The organism is Streptomyces sp. VTCC 41912 (assembly GCF_045799175.1).
Taxonomy (GTDB): domain Bacteria; phylum Actinomycetota; class Actinomycetes; order Streptomycetales; family Streptomycetaceae; genus Streptomyces; species Streptomyces albulus_C.
This window is the reverse complement of record NZ_JBJMAB010000003.1, coordinates 15899-31465: the sequence shown is the minus strand read 5'-3', so window position 1 is coordinate 31465 and position 15567 is coordinate 15899. Positions and strand designations below refer to the sequence as shown.

General features: G+C 71.9%; 19 protein-coding genes. 11 read left to right on the top strand and 8 right to left on the bottom strand.

Going from position 1 to position 15567, the window contains the following annotated elements; translation table 11 throughout:
- Window positions 1-281: 281 nt before the first annotated feature.
- A complete protein-coding gene (locus ACJ6WD_RS05560; RefSeq protein ID WP_233661485.1) occupies window positions 282-515 on the top strand; it encodes a hypothetical protein in 234 nt (77 codons plus the stop codon).
- Between the two features lie 356 nt (window positions 516-871).
- Here ACJ6WD_RS05560 and ACJ6WD_RS05555 read toward each other — a convergent pair whose 3' ends face one another.
- Together ACJ6WD_RS05555 and ACJ6WD_RS05550 are read right to left on the bottom strand one after the other, a co-directional pair.
- Window positions 872-1231, bottom strand: coding sequence for a hypothetical protein (locus ACJ6WD_RS05555; protein WP_407615227.1), 360 nt, complete (start codon window positions 1229-1231; stop codon window positions 872-874).
- Window positions 1228-1434 (bottom strand): hypothetical protein, encoded by a 207-nt coding sequence (locus ACJ6WD_RS05550; protein ID WP_407615226.1) that lies wholly within the window; start codon window positions 1432-1434, stop codon window positions 1228-1230. Before ACJ6WD_RS05550 ends, ACJ6WD_RS05555 begins: the two co-directional genes overlap by 4 nt.
- A 272-nt stretch (window positions 1435-1706) precedes the next feature.
- Here ACJ6WD_RS05550 and ACJ6WD_RS05545 point away from each other — a divergent pair, with 272 nt between their 5' ends.
- Entirely contained in the window at window positions 1707-2537 is an 831-nt protein-coding gene (locus tag ACJ6WD_RS05545; RefSeq protein ID WP_376447234.1) for a Scr1 family TA system antitoxin-like transcriptional regulator, read from the top strand.
- Complete coding sequence (locus ACJ6WD_RS05540; protein WP_376558902.1) at window positions 2534-2740, top strand: DUF397 domain-containing protein; 207 nt, start codon at window positions 2534-2536, stop codon at window positions 2738-2740. Before ACJ6WD_RS05545 ends, ACJ6WD_RS05540 begins: the two co-directional genes overlap by 4 nt.
- Window positions 2741-2811: 71 nt before the next feature.
- Here ACJ6WD_RS05540 and ACJ6WD_RS05535 read toward each other — a convergent pair whose 3' ends face one another.
- On the bottom strand, window positions 2812-3288 hold the full coding sequence (locus ACJ6WD_RS05535) for a VOC family protein (RefSeq protein ID WP_407615225.1): 477 nt from the start codon (window positions 3286-3288) through the stop codon (window positions 2812-2814).
- A 160-nt stretch (window positions 3289-3448) separates the two neighbouring features.
- Between ACJ6WD_RS05535 and ACJ6WD_RS05530 the strand changes: the two genes are divergently transcribed.
- Complete coding sequence (locus tag ACJ6WD_RS05530) at window positions 3449-4102, top strand: GntR family transcriptional regulator (protein ID WP_407615224.1); 654 nt, start codon at window positions 3449-3451, stop codon at window positions 4100-4102.
- Between the two features lie 42 nt (window positions 4103-4144).
- Here the strand turns inward: ACJ6WD_RS05530 and ACJ6WD_RS05525 are convergent, their stop codons facing one another.
- The 5 genes from ACJ6WD_RS05525 to ACJ6WD_RS05505 form a co-directional block, all read right to left on the bottom strand.
- Entirely contained in the window at window positions 4145-4942 is a 798-nt protein-coding gene (locus tag ACJ6WD_RS05525) for a hypothetical protein (RefSeq protein ID WP_407615223.1), read from the bottom strand.
- A gap of 253 nt (window positions 4943-5195) precedes the next feature.
- The gene (locus tag ACJ6WD_RS05520) at window positions 5196-6035 is read right to left on the bottom strand and encodes an RNA polymerase sigma factor SigF (RefSeq protein ID WP_037635852.1); all 840 of its coding nucleotides are present in this window, start codon (window positions 6033-6035) and stop codon (window positions 5196-5198) included.
- Window positions 6036-6225: 190 nt separating this feature from the next.
- Complete coding sequence (locus ACJ6WD_RS05515; protein ID WP_016575579.1) at window positions 6226-7035, bottom strand: RNA polymerase sigma factor SigF; 810 nt, start codon at window positions 7033-7035, stop codon at window positions 6226-6228.
- A gap of 264 nt (window positions 7036-7299) precedes the next feature.
- Window positions 7300-7593 (bottom strand): Dabb family protein, encoded by a 294-nt coding sequence (locus ACJ6WD_RS05510; protein WP_016574700.1) that lies wholly within the window; start codon window positions 7591-7593, stop codon window positions 7300-7302.
- Between the two features lie 56 nt (window positions 7594-7649).
- A complete protein-coding gene (locus ACJ6WD_RS05505) occupies window positions 7650-7796 on the bottom strand; it encodes a hypothetical protein (RefSeq protein WP_020930781.1) in 147 nt (48 codons plus the stop codon).
- Window positions 7797-8444: 648 nt separating this feature from the next.
- Here ACJ6WD_RS05505 and ACJ6WD_RS05500 point away from each other — a divergent pair.
- From ACJ6WD_RS05500 to ACJ6WD_RS05470, 7 genes are all read left to right on the top strand, one after another.
- The gene (locus ACJ6WD_RS05500) at window positions 8445-9230 is read left to right on the top strand and encodes a DUF2127 domain-containing protein (protein WP_016574698.1); all 786 of its coding nucleotides are present in this window, start codon (window positions 8445-8447) and stop codon (window positions 9228-9230) included.
- A gap of 28 nt (window positions 9231-9258) precedes the next feature.
- Window positions 9259-9738: a hypothetical protein gene (locus tag ACJ6WD_RS05495; RefSeq protein WP_331248982.1), complete on the top strand. Its 480-nt coding sequence runs from the start codon at window positions 9259-9261 to the stop codon at window positions 9736-9738.
- Between the two features lie 402 nt (window positions 9739-10140).
- On the top strand, window positions 10141-10260 hold the full coding sequence (locus ACJ6WD_RS05490; RefSeq protein WP_020930782.1) for an azolemycin family RiPP peptide: 120 nt from the start codon (window positions 10141-10143) through the stop codon (window positions 10258-10260).
- A gap of 88 nt (window positions 10261-10348) precedes the next feature.
- Window positions 10349-12472: a YcaO-like family protein gene (locus tag ACJ6WD_RS05485; protein WP_407615222.1), complete on the top strand. Its 2124-nt coding sequence runs from the start codon at window positions 10349-10351 to the stop codon at window positions 12470-12472.
- Between the two features lie 69 nt (window positions 12473-12541).
- Window positions 12542-13738, top strand: coding sequence for a SagB family peptide dehydrogenase (locus ACJ6WD_RS05480; protein ID WP_407615221.1), 1197 nt, complete (start codon window positions 12542-12544; stop codon window positions 13736-13738).
- Between the two features lie 204 nt (window positions 13739-13942).
- A complete protein-coding gene (locus ACJ6WD_RS05475; RefSeq protein ID WP_233661495.1) occupies window positions 13943-14719 on the top strand; it encodes an SDR family oxidoreductase in 777 nt (258 codons plus the stop codon).
- A 99-nt stretch (window positions 14720-14818) separates the two neighbouring features.
- Window positions 14819-15562, top strand: coding sequence for an SDR family oxidoreductase (locus ACJ6WD_RS05470; RefSeq protein ID WP_233661496.1), 744 nt, complete (start codon window positions 14819-14821; stop codon window positions 15560-15562).
- Window positions 15563-15567: the final 5 nt, after the last annotated feature.

Below are 15567 nucleotides of genomic sequence, written 5' to 3'. Positions count from 1 at the left end.
CGTTTTGGCGCGTAAAGATGCTGGTCAATGCGGTAGGGGCGGGTCGGTCCGGCGGTCGCGCGGCCTTTGTGTGGCCCCGTCCCCCGTGTCCACCCCGGGTGCTCACGCCATGTACGCGTCACGCAGCCCCGCGTAGACGCCCCGCCTGCGCTCCGTGACCAGGCGATACGCGCTCCGTAGGCGAGGTCACGGCACCCCTGTCCGCCGCGCCCGCGCGTGCACGCGGAGGATACGCGCCCCAAGGGTGCCCCCACGCCCGGGGTTCGCTAGGGTCCTTCTCCATGGCGACCAACCCGCAGAACCAGGCCGAGGGCAACTACGACCCGGCGGGCAGCACGCAGATGTTCAAAGCCTTCGTGGACGACGACGGCGCCCCGCAGGGCGGTGCCCCCCAGGGCGGCCGCCGCGCTCCCGTACCCCAGCAGGCGTCCGCCGGCCCGCGCGTCGGCCTGATCGTCGGCGTCATCGTCGCCCTCGTGGTGGTGGCCGGCGCGGCCTGGCTGGCGCTGGCCTGACGACCCCACCGGGCGGCGGGAGTTCACCCGCCGCCCCGGGCCCGAGGCCCGACGGACCACCGGCCCCGCCCGGCACCCACCGTCGGCCGGCCCCACCCGGCGCTCCCTGGGCCCACCGGGCGGGACCGTCTTCCCTCACCGCACGGGCGGACCCGCCGCGGCACCCTTCAGGGGAGCGCCCGGGACGCTCCCCGCAGGACGGACCGGACCGTGCGCTGAGTCCGTGAGTACGGACGGGACGGGGGCCGTCCCGGCTCAGGGCCTTTCCGGTCGGGGGAAGTTGCGGCTGGGGCGAGGGACGGTCCAGCCCTACGCCCCTCAACACCTGCCCGCTCTGCGCTACGCGACGGGCGGACCTAGGCGACGGGTGGAGCCTCGAACCCTCCGCCGTCCCCTCCGCTGTCCTCGTCGCCCTCATCGGAGACGCCCTCCAGGAACAGCAGACGGGCACCCCGACTCTCCGACACCCGCAGCACCTTGGTGAGGTGGGCGTTCAACTCCACCGCCAACAGGTGGATTTCACCGGGCGTCCACGCACGCTCGGCGAGCACCCGGCCGGAATCCTCGACGAGTTCGGCCGCCGAGGCCAGCTGCTCCGCCTCGACCCGGTCGGCGAGCCGGGAGACGTACCCGATCCCGTTGCCGCGCAGGAGATAGCACGGCTTCCCGTCCCAACTGGTCCACGGCAACAGCCGCGCGCCGTCGATGGCGTTCACCGCGCCGCCACCTCCACCCCGTGCAGCCGACGCGGCCCGACGTCGACACCGTGCACCGCCAGCCACAACTCCCGCCGCCGACCGCGCTGCACGCGGCGTTCGTGCCGTGCGGTGGGCCAGGCGCCGGTCACCCGGTGACAGCCGTGGGCGGGCAGTAACAGGCCCAGCAGAATTTCGAAGATCGTTCGGATAGTGTGCGGCACTGTCGTCAACCTCCATGGGGTTGAGGGGCATGCCCCGGGCCGTCAGTTGCGGTTACCTATCCCGCGGGTGCCCGGGCCGCTCGTCGCAGGTGGGTTCCCATTCCTCGTCGCAGGGTGCTCCGTCGCACACGCCACGTGGCGTGTAGAGAGCCAGCCACAAGGCCACCCTTCTTGAACTCTCCGTAGCGCTTTCGCTACCAAGCGCATTCAGCGTGGCCTACAGTCAGAGAGTCCTCAACTTGCGCGATATGGGTGGAGAGTTGGTGACCCAGATGGTGAACCGGAAGAACGTAGAGTCCGACGACTCGCCCGGTGGCCGCTTCGCACGGCGTTTACGCGGCCTGCGAGACGAGCGCGGATGGACGCAGGAAGAGCTGGCGGCGCACATGGGATTTTCCCCGACGCACATTTCCGCCGTAGAAACTGGGCGTCGTCCTCCAACTCCTCGTTTCGCGGCGAGTGCCGACAGGGTGTTCGGCACGGGCGATCGGTTGGAACGTCAGGGCCGTGCCGTGTGGGCCAGCGCGATACTGGAAGGGTTCGACGAATTCGTGCCGCTCGAGGCGCAGGCGACGGAGATCAGGCTCTTCGAGCTGGGAATCATCCCTGGACTGCTCCAGGTGCCCAACTACGCCGCCGCCATCACGGCTGGTGCTGTCCGCCGGGGTGCGATCACAGAACAACAAGCGGAAGAACGGCTGTCCCTCCTCGCGAAGCGGCAGGCTTCCCTCGAACGGACTCCGCCACCGATGGTATTCGTCGTCCTGGACGAGAGTTGTGTGAGGCGTCCGGTCGGCGGACCACAGGTCATGGCTGAGCAGTTGGATCGGCTCCTGGAGTTCGCCGAGTCGCCTTCCACGGTCTTCCAAGTAGCCCCGTACGACCTGGGTGAGCGACGGGCGTTCGACCTACCTGTCACGCTGCTCACCCTCCCGGACCGGGCTCACATTGCCTACGCCGAGTCGTCGCAGCAAGGACGACTTGAGCGCGACATGAAATCAGTTCAGCCTCATCTAACGGCCTACCATCAGCTACAGGCCGAAGCCTGCTCGCAGGTGGACTCTGTGGCCTTGATCAAACAGTTGCGAAGGGGCACACCGTGACGACTGAATCTCCCCATTGGGTCAAGAGCAGCTACAGCAGCAACGGCGGCCAGTGCATCGAGGTCGCCACCAACCTCGTGCTCCCGCACGGCGTCGTCCCGGTCCGGGACAGCAAGGCCGTGGAGGGGCCGGTCCTCTCCTTTTCGGCTACCTCTTTCTCCTCGTTCATCATGGCGGTCAAGGACAACGGGCTGTCCCGCTGACCCTGTTGCGCCGAGTGATGGGCAGAACGGCCACCAAACCGGGGGCCGTTGCCGTGTCACCGCCAGGCGGCTCACCCCTTCCCGTCGGCCGCCGCCCTGATGGCGGCGATGTCCAGCTTCTTCATGCCCATCACGGCCTGCATCGCGCGGGCCGCTCGGGCCCGGTCGGGGTCGTTCAGGATGTCGGCCATTCCGTCCGGGGCGACCTGCCAGGACACTCCGTACTTGTCCTTCAGCCAGCCGCAGGGGCCCTCCTCGCCACCCTCGGAGAGCTTGGCCCAGTAGTGGTCGATCTCCTCCTGGTCGGCGCAGGTGACGACGAAGGAGATGGCCTCGTCGAAGGTGAACTGCGGTCCGCCGTTGAGCGCGATGAACTCCCGGCCGTCCAGTTCGAACTCGACGGTCAGCACCGTGCCGGGCGTACCCGGACTGCCCTCCGTGTAGTGCGTGACGTTCTTGATCTTCGAGTTCGGGAAGACCGAGCAGTAGAACTCGGCGGCCTCCATGCCCTGGGTGTCGAACCAGAGGTTGGGGGTGATCTTCGGCATGACGCGCTCCTGGTGAGGGGGCCGGACGTCCGGCTGACGGTGATCGGTTGATCGGCGGCCCGGGGGCCGTCCTCTGTATCGACCGTCGCGCGGTGCCGGACTCATCGCCATTCGGGTACGAATTCCGCCGACGAGGTCCCCAGTCCCGCGAGGAGGGCGCATGAACGCCGAGGAGCAGGGTCAGCCGCAGCCGCAGCCGCAGCCGCAGCCGCAGCCGCAGCCGCAGCCGCAGTGCCGAGACCGCGCCGAGGGGTGGGACGAGGCCGCCGCCCTCCGGGACGCCCCGCCACTGCTGCGCCGCCGAGGCGGCCAGCGGCTCGCGCGGGAGTGGTGGGGAGCGGGACGGTCCGTCTGGTCGGCCGAGGTCGGGGCGCGGGAGCTGGTCGTCGACCAGGTCGCCGTCACGGAGGAGGCGGCGCCCGCGGCCGTCGCGCACGTGCTCGGCATGGCATCGGGGGAGCCGGCGTGCGTGCGCCGGCGTCGGTTCGTCCTCGACGGCAAGCCGGTGCTGTGGGCCACGAGCTTCCTGCCCGCCGCGTTGGTGGCCGGTTCCGCGGTCGTCGACGAGGACACCGGACCCGGCGGCGTCTACGCGCGCCTGGCCGAACTGGGCAGCGCGCCCGTGCACTTCCGGGAGGAGGTCCGCAGCCGGATGCCGTCCGAGGGGGAGGTGGACCGGCTGCGGCTCGGCGCGGGCACGCCGGTGATCGTCATCGTCCGCACCGCCTTCGCGGACGGCGGGCGCGCGGTGGAGGTCAACGAGATGGTCCTGGACTCGGCCGCGTACGTCCTCGAATACGACGTGCCCGCGTAACGGTGGCCGGCCGGCCGTCGTATGTCGTGAACCGCCGTCCGCTCACTTCCACTTGAACGTGACGTCCTTGGTGTCCAGGTGCATGCCGAGCGGTACGCGCCAGGCGTCCAGGCAGACCCGCCAGGTGCCGGTCGCCGGTTTTCCGGGGGACAGGGGGAGCGGGAGGTCGCGGGTGGAGTCGAGGGTGGCCCAGTCGATGCCGAGGGCGCCGATGACGTGGCTGCCGAAGGTGACGGTGCCTGCGGTGACCGGGTGTTGGCCGGTGTTGAGGAAGTCGATGGTGACCCGCTGGCACCAGCGGACGTCGGTGTCCGCGAGCACGGGTTTGCCGACGACCAGGCCGGACGGGGCGTTGGGGCCGGCCGGGATGGTGGGGGAGGGTGGGGTGGGCGGCTCGGGGGTGGTGGAACCGCCGGGTCCGGTTGTGGGTGAACCGCCGGGAGGGGCAGGGGTTTTGGTCCCGGGAGGGTTGCCGCCCTGACCCGTCGTTGCGCCGGGCGGGGCTGAGGGCGGGGTGCCGGCGCCGTCGGACGCGCCGGGTGTGCCGGGCGGGGTGGTGCCGGTGGTGCCCGGTGCGGTCGGGCGGGAAGGGCCGGAAGAGCCCGGGGAGCCGGGAGAGGCGGAAGGGCCGGTGGCGCCGCCGCCTTCCAGGGGCGTCAGTTCGACGCCGTCCCGTGGGGGCGCGGGTCTCGTGGGTGCGCTCGGGTCGGCGGGGCCTGCCGCGCCCACTGCGGCGTAGCCGGATCCGGCCGCGCTGCCGCAGCCGGTGAGGACGCCGCCCAGGCAGAACACGGCCGCCGAGGCGGTGGCAACGTAGGCAACAGGCGTGGTCCGTCGCATGGTGCGGACACCTCCCAGCGGTAGCTGGGCACAGTGTTGCTGACGAACCATCAGAAGAGAAGGGCGGCGGAGCACAGGGCTGCGCCGCGCGAAGGGTCGACGCGGGGCCGAAAGGACGGGGGCGTCACGGGAGTCACGGCACGCGGCCGGTGGAGGCGGAGTCGGGCGTCGCGTGGTGGCGCGCCGTCGTCTTGGTTGCTGTCCGCCGAGCGACCGGATCGGCGCTCGCCGATGCCCCTCGGCGGACCGTGCCTCAGTCCGAGATCAGACCTTCCCGGAGTTGTGCCAGCGTGCGGGTGAGCAGCCGGGAGACGTGCATCTGGGAGATGCCGACCTCCTCGCCGATCTGGGACTGCGTCATGTTGGCGAAGAACCGCAGCATGATGATCTGGCGCTCCCGGGGCGGGAGTTTGGCCAGCAGCGGCTTGAGGGACTCGCGGTACTCCACGCCCTCCAGCGCACTGTCCTCGTAGCCGAGGCGGTCCGCCAGGGAGCCCTCGCCGCCGTCGTCCTCGGGCGAGGGGGAGTCGAGCGAGGAGGCGGTGTAGGCGTTGCCCACCGCCAGGCCGTCGACGACGTCCTCCTCCGACACCCCCAGGCACACGGCGAGTTCGGGCACCGTGGGCGAGCGGTCCAGCTTCTGGGAGAGCTCGTCACTGGCCTTGGTGAGGGCCAGGCGGAGCTCCTGGAGGCGACGCGGGACGCGCACGGACCACGACGTGTCGCGGAAGAAGCGCTTGATCTCGCCGACCACGGTCGGCATCGCGAACGTCGGGAATTCCACCCCGCGTTCGCAGTCGAAACGGTCGATGGCCTTGATCAGACCGATGGTGCCGACCTGGACGATGTCCTCCATCGGCTCGTTGCGGCTGCGGAAGCGCGCGGCCGCGTAACGCACGAGCGGGAGGTTCAGTTCGATGAGTGTGTCGCGCACATACGCGCGCTCGGCGGAGTCCTTGTCGAGCGTGGCGAGCCGCAGGAACAGGGACCGGGAGAGCGAGCGGGTGTTGATGGCGTCGACGTCGTCATGCACGTGTGGTGCCGGCGCGGGAATCGCGGGAAGCACCTTCGAGCTGCCCAGTTCTACGGACATGCCACCCCCTTGAGGTCGCGGACGGGTCGCTGCGGCGTCCCCGGCCCAGGGCGGACCGAGGAGTTATGCCTCCACCTGAATACCGGAGGCAGCACCACGGCAAACGCGGTTCCAGCAGAATGTCACATGTCGGCAACGCGCTGTAGCGTCTTGTCGACATATCCGTGCAGGAACGGGTCGCCCGTGCCGGTTAGGCGTCGATCCTGTTTGCGGATCGCAGTCGGGCGAAGCTCCGCGACAGTAGCCGGGACACGTGCATCTGCGAAACCCCGAGTTCCGCACTGATCTGGGACTGCGTCAGATTGCTGTAGTAACGAAGCAGGAGGATGCGCTGCTCGCGCTCCGGGAGCTGGACGAGGAGGTGCCGCACGAGGTCCCGGTGCTCGACGCCGGCCAGTTCGGGGTCCTCGTAGCCGAGGCGGTCCAGCAGGCCGGGCAGGCCGTCGCCCTCCTGGGCGGCCTCCAGCGACGTGGCGTGGTACGAACGGCCCGCCTCCAGGCAGGCCAGCACCTCGTCCTCGCCGATCTTCAGCCGCTCGGCGATCTCGGCGGTGGTGGGGGAGCGGCCGTGCAGCACCGTCAGGTCCTCGGTGGCGCCGTTGACCTGGACCCACAGCTCGTGCAGGCGGCGCGGGACGTGCACGGTGCGGACGTTGTCCCGGAAGTAGCGCTTGATCTCGCCGACGACGGTGGGCATCGCGAAGGTGGGGAACTGCACGCCGCGCTCCGGGTCGAACCGGTCGATGGCGTTGATCAGGCCGATGGTGCCGACCTGGATCACGTCCTCCATGGGTTCGTTGCGGCTGCGGAAGCGGGCCGCGGCGTAGCGGACCAGCGGGAGGTTGGCCTCGATCAGTGCGGCACGGACGCGGGAGTGCTCGGGGGTGCCGGGTGTCAGGCCCGCCAGCTCAGCGAAGAGCACCTGCGTCAGCGCCCGGGTGTCCGCGCTACGGCTCTCGCGGGCCGGAGCCTTGGGCGCAGTACGGGCCGTCACGGTCACGCCACCCTTCACAGTGCATGTATCGCAGCATGTATCGCGTATCGCATGTATCCGGCAAAAGCGGTCATAGCATCACAAGACATGTGCACTGTGTGCAAGCACCCCATAACGCCGTGTTGAAGAGAGAGTTGGCGTCGCGCGCGGGTCACGCGCGGGTTGCGCGCGACGGGGGTGCGGTGGGGGGCCCGGGAGCATGGCGAAGCCCCCCGTCCGGGCGGGCGGGGGGCCGGGACGCCGGCGGCGGCGCGGTGGCGCCGGCCGGGGTCAGAACTCGTAGTCGGCGATCACCCAGGTGGCGAATTCGCGCCACTGGGCGGCGGCCGCCTGGTGGGCCGGGTGCTCGATGTAGCGCTTGAGGGCGTCGGTGTCGGCGACGGCCGAGTTGATCGCGAAGTCGTAGGCGATCGGCCGGTCGGTGATGTTCCAGGCGCACTCCCAGAACGTCAGCTCCGGGATCTCCTTCTCCAGCGCGGCGAAGGCGCGGACGCCGGCCTGCACGCGCTCCTCGTCGCGCGAGACGCCCTCGTTGAGCTTGAACAGGACCAGGTGGCGGATCACGGGTGGCCTCCGTGCGGCGGGACGATGCGCAGCCGGTCCGGCGGGCCGACTGGGACCTAGCTGACCAGCTGGGTCATGAACTGGCCGACGCTCTGCGCGGCGGTCGAGATGCCTTCGAAGCCTATCTGGACCAGCCCGGCGGCACGCTTGGGGGTGGCGATGATCGTCCAGAGCACGAAGATGACGACCAGGTACAACGCCACTTTCTTCGCTGTCGCCATCAGTTCCGTCTCCCCTGCGGCGGGACCCTGTGCCCCTACGGCGTTCCGCGTGGGCCCCCTGGCCCCCGTGGCCGCTCCGGTTGCCGGTGCGGTCGGGCGAGTGTAACCACAGGTGTTCGACCGGGGCAGGCGGTGCGGGCTGTCCGGCCCTGCCCTTCACGCGGGTCTTATGGACCAAAGGCCCATCAAGGGGGGTCCTTCGCCCGGCGGTTGGCGTGGCTCGCCGGCGGCAGGATGGAGGCACGGGTCACGGCGGGTCTGGCAGGAATCCGCAGGGGCCCTGGGACCAGTGCCCCACTGCGGGGTCCGCGTCGCGCGTTCCCTCACGGTGCGGCGTGGACATCGGGGCCGGTCCTCATCGGGGGAGGCGGAGCCAGCCCCCTGGCCCGCCTCCCCCGGCCAACGCCCCGCGCCCCGCGCGCCGGGCGCGCGCACCAGTCCGGACCGTCGTCCCGGCAACCTCAGGACCGTTCTTCTCGTCCCTCTGTCCGTAAGGCATCCCCGTACGCCGGCGATTCCCGCATGTACGCGACAATCGCCCGGCACGGAGCGCGGACCCGCGCCGCGGCGGCCGACCGCCGCGGCACGACGGCCCGCGCGGGACGACGAGAGGAACACGGGGCTCCAACGGTGAAGATCGACTGGAACCGGCGCACCTGTGCGCGGCGCGGACACATCACCTACCTCCCGGACGAGACGCACCTCCAAGAGAGACTGCACGCCGGCACCGCCCTGGGCACGGCCTGGCGGTGCCTGCGCTGCGGGGACTTCGTGCTGGGCGAGCCGCACGGCTCCGGGCCGGCCTGCGACGCCCCGCTGGTGCCGCGCGGGAAGGCGCTGCGGGACCTGTTCATCCTGCGGTTCCTGGCCGTCGAGCGGGCGCTGCGCGGGCTGTTCGTCGTGCTGGCGGCGCTCGCCGTCTGGCAGTTCAGCAACAGCCAGGACGCGGTACGCCAGTTCTTCGACAAGAACCTGGACGTGGTCCGTCCGATCGCCGTGCACTTCCACTACGACCTGGACCACTCCCCGGTCGTCGACACCATCCGGAAGACCTTCGGCTACCAGCACTCCACCCTGCTGCTGGTGGCCGGGCTCCTGCTGGCGTACGCCCTGGTGGAGATCGTCGAGGGCGTGGGCCTGTGGTGGTCCCAGCGCTGGGCGGAGTACCTGGCGGTGGTGGCGACCGCGGCGTTCCTGCCCCTGGAGATCTACGAGCTGACCGAGAAGGTCAGCTGGCTCAAGATCGCCACCCTGGTCATCAACATCCTCGCGGTGCTCTACATCGCGGTCGCCAAGCGGCTGTTCGGCCTGCGGGGCGGTCGCGCGGCCTTCGACGAGGAGCGGCACAGCGCCTCCTTGATGGAGGTCGAGACGTCCGCCGGGGTGTCCGCGCCCGCGCCCGCCCATAATGGCTGAACGCACCGTACGAGGGGGAAAGCAACCCATGCGACCCAAGCACACGAACTCCGCGCACCGGCAGTCCGGTTCGCCGCACGCACCCGTCCGCCGGACCTGGGGGCGCCGCCCGATGGTGGTGTTGGCGCTGCTGTTCGGGATGGTGGCCGCCGCTGCCGGCCCCGCGGCCGCCGCCGGACTGTCCGAGGCCGCCGCGGCCCGCCCCGCCGCCGTGGCCGCCCCGCACGCTCCGTCGGGCGCCCGGACGGCCGCCGTCGACGCCGAGCGCGTCGAGGCGGCCGCCGCGGCCCCCGTGAAGTGGCGGCACAGCGCGCACAGCAGCCACCACCAGGTCACGCACCAGGCGTCCTTCACGTCCCACGACAAGCCGAAGAAAAAGAAGATGGGCTTCTTCAAGAAGCTCGGCGTCTTCCTGATCGTGATCGTCGTGGTCATCATCGTCATCGTGATCCTGTTGATCTGGCTGATCGTGCACTTCATCCGGAAGGCTTTCCGCCGCCGGGACTGACGGATCACGTCAATTCCTTCTGCGCCGTCCGCGCACTGCGGGGGCGGTCGGAGTCCACAACGGACTCCGACCGCCCCCGTTTTCGTTTTCCGTGCGATTTTCCCGGGGATTTCCGAGTGACTGGAAAGGGGGTGTCGCCGGCCTGCGGCCGGTTCGCGCGCTTGCGCCGCCGGAGGTCTCCGTGAGCGGCCGCGCCGTCGGAAGAAGTCCCAGGTCAGGGGCGTATGTAAAGCGCAAAGAAATGCGTCGCACTATCGTGCTAATGGGGAAACGAGTCATTTCATCGGTTTTTCTTGACGGGGATTACCCGAGTCCGCGGAAATAGTGGTCGAGCGCTCACCCGGAGTGTTGGCGGGTGTGACTCGTGGGGTAATTGAAAAATCCACGGAAAGGGGAATCGTCATGGCCGAGGAAGACGACCTGTTCGAGGAGATGGCCATTCCGGAGTCGGAGACGGCCTTCGCCGGCCACAGCTGTCTTTGTTTCGTCACCGAATACGACGACACGGAGTCGGCGGAGTAACGGCGAGACGTGCCTCCCGGCCGGCGGAAGAACCGGCCGGGAGGCACTTCTCGCGCCCCCACCCCACGGCTCCCGAAGGCGGACAGCATTGGAAACCCCCCGGCCCCCCGCCCCGCTCACCCTCCGCCGCGACGTCCGGCTCGTCAGCCGCGGCCGGCACCTCTACGTCTGCGCGAGCACCGGCACCCTGCGGGTCCCCGTCCAGCTGCCGACCGACGACGCGGACCACCGGACGGTCGCCCTCGACGCGGTGCCCGAGCGGGTGGCCGAGGGCCTGCACGCCCGCGGCCTGGCCCACCCCGGGGACGGCCGGCTGCCGCACCCGCTCTACGGGACCGGCGCCGAACGCGGGCGCCGGCCGGTCGTGGTCGTGGGAGACGGCCCGTTGGCCACCGGGGCGACCGCCCTCCTCGAAAGGGCCGGGGCGCGGACCGCACCGGCCGACACCACCGACCAACCCGCCGCGGTGGTCCTCCCGTTGGGCCTGCCCGAAGGCGAACTCCGCCGCCGCACCGCCCTGGTGCTGGACCGCGGGACACCGCTCGTGACGTACCTCAGCACCCCCACCCGGCTGCTGCTCGCCACCCTCAGCCCCCCGCGCACGCCCTGCCCGGTCTGCCTCGTGCGGCGGATCCGGGCCAACCACACCTGGCAGCCGGTGGCCGGACTGCCGCTGGACCTGCTGCTGGGCGCGGCACAGAGCGAGGCGTGGCCGACCACCGCCGTCGCGGCCGGCGCGGTGGCCCACGCGGTGCTCACCGCCCTCGCCGCCCCCGAGGCACCCCCCGGGCCCCCGGAGCTGACCGAACTCGACCACGCCACCTGGGAGCGCACCGGGCACGCCCTGTTCCACACCCCCGGCTGCCCCGTGTGCGCGAGCGCCGCCGTGCCCCCCAAACGGGACGGGACGGCCGCCGTGGACGTCGCGGAGAGCTGGCGGCTGATGCGCGGCGCGGTCGACCCGCTGACCGGGATGGTGCCCGAACTCCGGGTGGACGAGCCGAGCGGCCCCGACGGCACCACCTATGCGCGCACCGCCGGCATGACCACCACCACGTGGTTCTCCCCGGTGGCCGCCGAAGCCCGCGGCGGCGCGGTCAAGAGCGACCCGGTCAACGCCCGGGTCTGCGCGGTGGGCGAGACCATGGAGCGGTACGCGGCCGGGGTGTACGACCCCGACCGGCTGGTCCGCGCCACCCTCGCGGAACTCGGCGACGCCGCCGTCGACCCGCGCAGCCTGCCACTGGGCTCTGACCAGGAGTACGCCGCCCAGCGCCGCTACGCCCCCTTCGACCCCGCCGTGCCGATCGACTGGGTGGCGGGGACGTCCCTGACCACCGGCCGCCCGCGGTACGTCCCGGCCTGCGCCGTCTACCTGCCCTACCGCTTCCCGCGCGCTCACAAGCCGTGGTTCGACCCGATCTCCACCGGGCTCGCCGCCGGCGGCTCGTACCACCACGCCGTCCTCGGCGGCCTGATGGAGAGCGTCGAACGCGACGCCACCCTGGTCTTCTGGGAGAACCGGCTGACCCTGCCCGGCCTCGACCTGACCGGCCTGCCCGACGGGCCCGCCCGGCGCATCGTGGACCGGATCACCGCCGAGGGCGCGACGGTCACCTGCAAGGACCTCACCACCGACCTGGGCATCCCGGCCGTCGCGGTGCGGTTCGCCGGGGGCACCGCCGAGCGGCCGGTCGTGGTGCACGCCGCGCGCGCCGACCTCGACCCGCACACCGCGCTGCTGGGCGCGCTGGAGGAGGCGTGCCTGTGCCGGACCGGCGCCGGCATCTGGCTCGACGAGGGCGAAGTGCCGTCGGCCGACGCCGCGTTGAGCAGCCTGAGCGAGTTCTGCCTCTACTACTGCGCGCCCGACCGCCAGCACCACCTGGCCTTCTGGGCGGACGGGCCGCTGCACCCGCTGCCCGCGGCCCGGCCGGCCGGCAGCCTCCAGGACGACGTCGCCGAGGCCGTCCGCCGGCTCGCCGCCCGCGGCCACGAGGCGATCGCCGTCGACCTGACCCCCATCGACGTCGCCGAATGCGGCGTCAGCGTGGTCCGCACGGTGGTCCCGGGCCTGTGCCCGCTCACCCTGCGCAGCGACTTCCACCGCCGCGGCGGCCCCCGCGTCCGCCACGCCCCGGTCGCGATGGGCGTGCGCGCCACCGCGCTGACGGAGGACCAACTCAACCCCTGGCCACTGCCGTTCCTGTGACACCCGCCGACCTCCCCCCACCGACCGCCGACGACCGCCGACGACCCGCCGGAGGGCCCGGACCACCGCATGGACGACACCACGGCCCACGACGCACCGGGCGCCCCGAACGGCGCCCCCGATCACGACGCCCGTCCCTACCGCCGCAACCCCGACCTGCTGCTGGAGTGGGCGGACGGCGGCGGCCCGGTCCTCGTCGACTGCGGCAACTGGCGGAAGTTCGCCGCCAAGCCCGTCCTCGTCGACCTGCTCAACCATCTCGACCGCCCGCACACCGCCGACCAACTCCAGGACCGCTGGCGGGAGTCCGCCCCGGGCGGCGACGTCCGCAGGCTGCTGGACCGGCTCGCCGCGGCCGGCATCCTCCGCCGCTGCGCCCCGCCCCCGACGGACCTCGCCGAGGACGCCGAAGACGCCGAAGACACCGAGGACGCCGAAGACACCGAGGGTGCCGCCGAGGACGCCGCGAGGGACCCCGGCGCCGGTTGGACCGCGTACGAACGCGCCGTGCACGCCCGCTCGGGCCTCGGCCCGGACGCCGCGGCCGGCCGCGGCACCCCGCCGCCGGCCCGCCTCCACCACCCCGGCGTCGACGCGGTGATCCCCCTTCCCGACGGCGCCGACGCGCCCAGCCGTCCGCTGGTCGACGTCCTGGCGGCGCGCCGCAGCGTCCGCGGCTACGCCCCCGACCCGGTGCCGCTGCCGCTCCTCGCCGCCCTGCTGGCCCGCGCCGCGCGGGTCCGCGGGCACCTGGCGCCGCGGGCCTACCAGCAGACCCAGCGCCCGGCCCCGTCCGGCGGCGCCCGCCACAGCCTGGAGGTCCACCTGGTGGCCCGGGCGGTCGCCGGACTGGCCCCCGGCGCCTACCACTACGACCCGTTCGCCCACGCCCTGCACCGGCTCGCCCCCTGGACCGACGACCTGGCCGCCTTCCAGCAGCGCACCGTCACCGACCCCGCACTGCTGGACCACGCGCCCCCGGCCAGTCTCTGCCTGACCGCCGTGGCGGCGCGCACCACCTGGAAGTACGAGGGGATGGCCCTCAGCCTGATCTACCGCGACACCGGCTGCCTGATGCAGACCCTCTCGCTGACCGCCACCGACCTGGGCCTGGCCTCCTGCCTCACCGGCCGCATGGAGGTCCCGTTCACCGCCCCCTTCCTGCCCCCGTCCCTGCGCGCCCACCTCAGCCACGTCGGCAACATGGCCCTCGGCCTCCCCACGAGCCCCCTGGCGGCCCCCGACGTCACCCCCCTCGATCCCTGACGAACAGTCAGATCCCGGGCGCCATAGGAAACCCCTATGGCACCCGCTGGAATTTGCTCTTTGCCTCGTGTTCTTTTCCGGATCTACCGTGAAACGGCTCGACGAGGTGCGCACCGCGACTTCTTTCGAAGAATCGCGCCCGGCGCACGCCGCTTTCTCCTTTCCGTCGAGCGGATCCGTACGCGAGCGAAAAGGAACGGTGGCATGACCACGAGCGAAACCGGACGGGGAACACGCGAACTCGCAGGAAAGCGGGCGCTGGTCACGGGCGGCACCCGCGGCATCGGCGCGGCCGTGGTGCGCCAACTCCTGGCCGCGGGCGCCGAGGTGCTCACGACCGCCAGGACGGCGCCGGACACCGTGCCGCAGGGAGCCGCCTTCGTGGCGGCCGACGTGCAGACGCGGGCCGGCGCGGAGGCGCTCGCCGCCGCCGCGCAGGAGACGCTCGGCGGGGTGGACGTCGTCGTCCACAACGCGGGCGGGGCGCGCCCGCACGCGGGCGCCTCGGCCATCCCCGACGAGGAGTGGCAGGCGGCGCTGGACCTGAACTTCCTGTCGTCGGTGCGCCTGGACTCGCTGCTGGCGCCGGGGATGCGGGAACGGCGTTCGGGGGCGATCGTGCACGTCTCCTCGGCCGCGGTCCGCACCCCGGTGGGCCAGTTCCTGCACTACACGACGGCGAAGGCGGCGCTGGAGAACTACAGCCGGGGCCTGTCCTTGGAGCTGGCCCCGTTCGGAATCCGGGTCAACACCGTGTCCCCCGGCCGGACCGCCACCCCCGGCGGCGAGGCGACGCGGGAGCAGTGGGCGCGCCTGAACGCGGCGCCGGGCCAGACCAACGCCGCCGACGCCCCGCCGTTGGGGCGCGACGGCCGGCCCGACGACATCGCCGACGCGGTGCTGTTCCTCGTCTCCGACCGGGCGGGCTGGCTGACCGGGAGCAACCTCGTCGTGGACGGCGGCGAATTCCCCCGGGGATGACACCGACGGTATTCCGCAACCCCGTCCTCGAAAAAAGGAATTCACGGGCGTGAGCTGATCGCAGCACCGCGCTCACGAGAAAGCAGAAGGAATCCAGTCATGGGCAAGTACAGCGGCAAGAACGCAGTGATCACGGGCGGCGGCAGCGGCATAGGGCTCGCGACGGCGAAGCTGCTCGTGGACGAGGGGGCCCGCGTGGTGATCACCGGTCGCTCCCGGACCACGCTCGACGCGGCGCTGGAGCACCTCGGCCCGCACGCGGTGGCCGTCCGGGGCGACGTGGCCGCGCTCCCGGACCTGGACGCGCTGGCCGACCGGGTCCGGGGCGAACTCGGCACACTCGACGCCCTGTTCGTCAACGCCGGCATCGCCACCCTCACGCCCTTCGCCTCGACGACGGAGAAGGCGTACGACGAACTGTTCGCGATCAACGTCAAGGGCGCCTACTTCAGCGTGCAGAAGCTCGCCCCGCTGCTGAACACGGGTGCCGGCGTCGTCCTCACCACCTCGGTCGCGAACGTCCTCGGCGTACCGGAGACCAGCGTCTACGCGGCCGGCAAGGCGGCCCTGCGCTCGATGGCCCGCAGCCTCTCCCGCGAGCTGCTGCCGCGCGGCATCCGCGTCAACGCGGTCAGCCCCGGCCCCGTCGACACCGGGGTCCTGGAAGGCACGCTGACCCCGGAGGCCGCCGAGCAGTTCAAGGCGCAGCAGGTCGCGAACAATCCCATGCAACGCTTCGGCACCCCCGAGGAGATCGCCGGGGCGGCCGCGTTCCTCGCCTTCGACGCCACGTACACCGCCGGCGCCGAACTCGTCGTGGACGGCGGCGCCACCCAGCTCTGAGCCCG